A 2,490-nucleotide genomic window follows, 5' to 3' on the forward strand; every position below is an offset into this window, starting at 1 on the left:
GTGCCTGGGCCTTCGCGCCCGGGCTGCTGCTGATCGGCCTGGGCCTCGGCCTGAGTCTGACCCCGTCGGTCAACGTGGTGCAGTCGAGCTTCCCCGACGAGCAGCAGGGCGAGATCTCCGGACTGTCGCGCAGCGTCTCCAACCTCGGTTCCTCACTCGGCACCGCCGTCGCCGGCACCATCCTCGTCGCCGGCCTGACCACGCATGCCTACGGAGCCGCGATGATCACACTGGCGGTCTTCGGGCTCGTCGGCCTGGCCACGGCGGTGTTCCTCCCTCGGGGCCCGGCTTCGAGCACCACTGCTTCCCCGCCGCACGGGCCCACGTGAGGTGTCTGCGTGCGACGCCCGCATGGCGACGCGTGGCGAGGGAGACGAAAATGGGACTGACGGAGTGCAGGGGGACATCAAGGAATCTCTCCGCGAGTGCAGTAGGAACACAGGTGATCGCTCATGTGCCGATGGCTCGCTTACTCGGGAACACCTCTGCTGCTCGACACCATCCTCTACAGACCGGCCCACTCCCTGATCGATCAGAGCCTCCACTCCAGAATGGGAGTCGAGACGACGAACGGCGACGGTTTCGGCGTCGGCTGGTACTCGCAGGAAGCCATCGAAACCCCGGCCCTGCTCAAGGACATCGGCCCCGCCTGGAACAACCGCAACCTGAGGGAGCTCGCGGATCATGTCCGCTCCCCCTTGTTCTTCGCCCACATCCGGGCGTCGACGGGTACGGCGGTGCAGCAGACGAACTGCCACCCGTTCCGGCACGGCCGCTGGATGTGGATGCACAACGGGGCCATCGCGGATTTCCACCTCGTCCGCCGCGATCTGTCCCTGCTCGTCGACCCCCGGCTGTACTCCGACATCGAGGGAACGACGGACTCGGAGATGATGTTCTACCTGGCGGTCACCTTCGGCCTGGACGAGGATCCGCCGGGCGCCGTGGCCCGGATGGTGGGAGCGGTGGAGCGCAGCGGCCACAACCACGGTGTGGAGTTCCCGATCCAGATGACCGTCGCGGTGGCCGACGGTGAACGCCTGTGGGCCTTCCGCTACTCGAGCCAGGGCGCGTCCCGGTCGTTGTTCTACAGCACCCGCGTGGACACACTGAGAGAGCTGCACCCCGACCTGGCGTTCCTGCGGGAAGTGTCCGACGAGACCCGTCTCATCGTGTCCGAGCCCCTCGGCGACCTGCCGGGTGCCTGGAACGCGGTGCCCGAGAGCACCTACGGCGTCGTACATGCCGGGGTCGACGAGTTGCATCGCTTCGTCCCGGAACCTGCGTGACGCGTCAGCGGATCACGGGTTCTTCGCGCCCTTGCCTCTGTTGGCGCTCGTACCGCTGGGCCCCGACTTCGCGGGCGTGCGCCTGCGCGTGGTGGCTTCCTTCGCGCCCGCGTCCGTCCGCGACGGCTTCGTCCGGGTCGGTGCGGTCGGCCACTTGAACTCGATCTCCAGCTCGATCTCCCCCTCACCGATCTCGACCTCCATCTCGCTGCGAAGGTCGTCGGGGATCCGCAGGCTCAGCGTGCCCGGGCCGAGGTCCAGTTCGGCCTCCCCGCCTTCCCTCAGCGCGGCTGCGAGTCTCGTGAGCTGGTCGGCCGCCTCAAGGCGGGAAAGGGAGCGCTTCTGTTCGAACTTGAGGTCCTTCATGGGTGTCTCCGATCCGGATACGGCACCTTCGGCCGGTCGGGCCACCTCCAATCTCGTCCTCTTGGGTTCGCCGCGCACGTCGGGGGTGAACGGGCCGGTGGTCCGGTGCGACGAGCGTCGTGGCGCGGAGGCTGGGATGCTGGTGGAGGAAGCGCCGCCCGTGACGTGACCCCGGCAGACAGGGGTAGTGAGCGACCGTGGCCGAGACCTACGAGAACGCCCGGGGAACGACCGTTCCGATCGTTCCGGCCGTACCGTACGCCGATCCCCAGGGGGACCCGTTCCTGCGCACCCGGTTCGCACTCCCCGCCCGGCCCGCCACGTTCCTGCGGCGGCAGCGGCTCGTCCAGCACCTCGATCAGGCTCTCGGGACACCGTTGACACTGGTCAACGGCCCGGCCGGGGCCGGCAAGACCCTGCTGGCCGCCGACTGGGCCGCCGGACTGCGGCAGCCGGTCGCCTGGCTCACCGTCGAAGCGGGGGACCGGCGTCCGGGGGTGTTCTGGGCGTACGTCCTTCAGGCACTGCGTGCCTGCGGTGCGTCGGCGTCCGACGCGGTCGGGGCGCCCGCGGACGCCTCCCTGGTGGACCGCAAGCTGCTGGCAGCGCTCGCCGCCGAGCTGAACGAACGTGACCGGCCCGTGGTCCTCGTGCTCGACGAGTACCACCGCATGACCGCTCCGGAGGTCACGGAGCAGCTGGAGTTCGTCCTGCACCACGCCGGGCGTGGCCTGCGCCTCGTCCTCGTCACCCGCACCGAACCGCTGCTGCCGCTGCACCGTTACCGGACGGCCGGTGAACTCACGGAGATCCGCGCCGCCGAGCTCGCGTTCAC

3 protein-coding genes and 1 pseudogene are annotated in these 2,490 nt (G+C 69.2%); 3 read left to right on the forward strand and 1 reads right to left on the reverse strand.

Features of this window, described 5'->3' with window-relative positions:
* Together JF597_RS53885 and JF597_RS53890 are read left to right on the forward strand one after the other, a co-directional pair.
* Nucleotides 1–329, forward strand: a pseudogene (locus JF597_RS53885) (MFS transporter); the annotation flags it as partial.
* 123 nt (nucleotides 330–452) lie between these two features.
* Nucleotides 453–1,289 (forward strand): class II glutamine amidotransferase, encoded by an 837-nt coding sequence (locus JF597_RS53890; protein ID WP_294014392.1) that lies wholly within the window; start codon nucleotides 453–455, stop codon nucleotides 1,287–1,289.
* A 12-nt stretch (nucleotides 1,290–1,301) separates the two neighbouring features.
* Here the strand turns inward: JF597_RS53890 and JF597_RS53895 are convergent, their stop codons facing one another.
* Entirely contained in the window at nucleotides 1,302–1,655 is a 354-nt protein-coding gene (locus JF597_RS53895) for an amphi-Trp domain-containing protein (RefSeq protein ID WP_294014394.1), read from the reverse strand.
* A gap of 239 nt (nucleotides 1,656–1,894) precedes the next feature.
* On the opposite strand from JF597_RS53895, the gene JF597_RS53900 reads away from it, so the two are divergent.
* Nucleotides 1,895–2,490 (forward strand): AAA family ATPase (locus tag JF597_RS53900; protein WP_294014396.1); only part of this gene is annotated, 596 nt, incomplete at its 3' end.

It is taken from the genome of Streptomyces sp., assembly GCF_019510245.1.
Taxonomy (GTDB): domain Bacteria; phylum Actinomycetota; class Actinomycetes; order Streptomycetales; family Streptomycetaceae; genus Streptomyces.

Bases quoted from the DNA above. Each gene is read 5' to 3' on its own strand.
- JF597_RS53890 (WP_294014392.1), top strand. From the start codon at position 453: ATGTGCCGATGGCTCGCTTACTCGGGAACACCTCTGCTGCTCGACACC.
- JF597_RS53895 (WP_294014394.1), bottom strand. From the start codon at position 1,655: ATGAAGGACCTCAAGTTCGAACAGAAGCGCTCCCTTTCCCGCCTTGAG.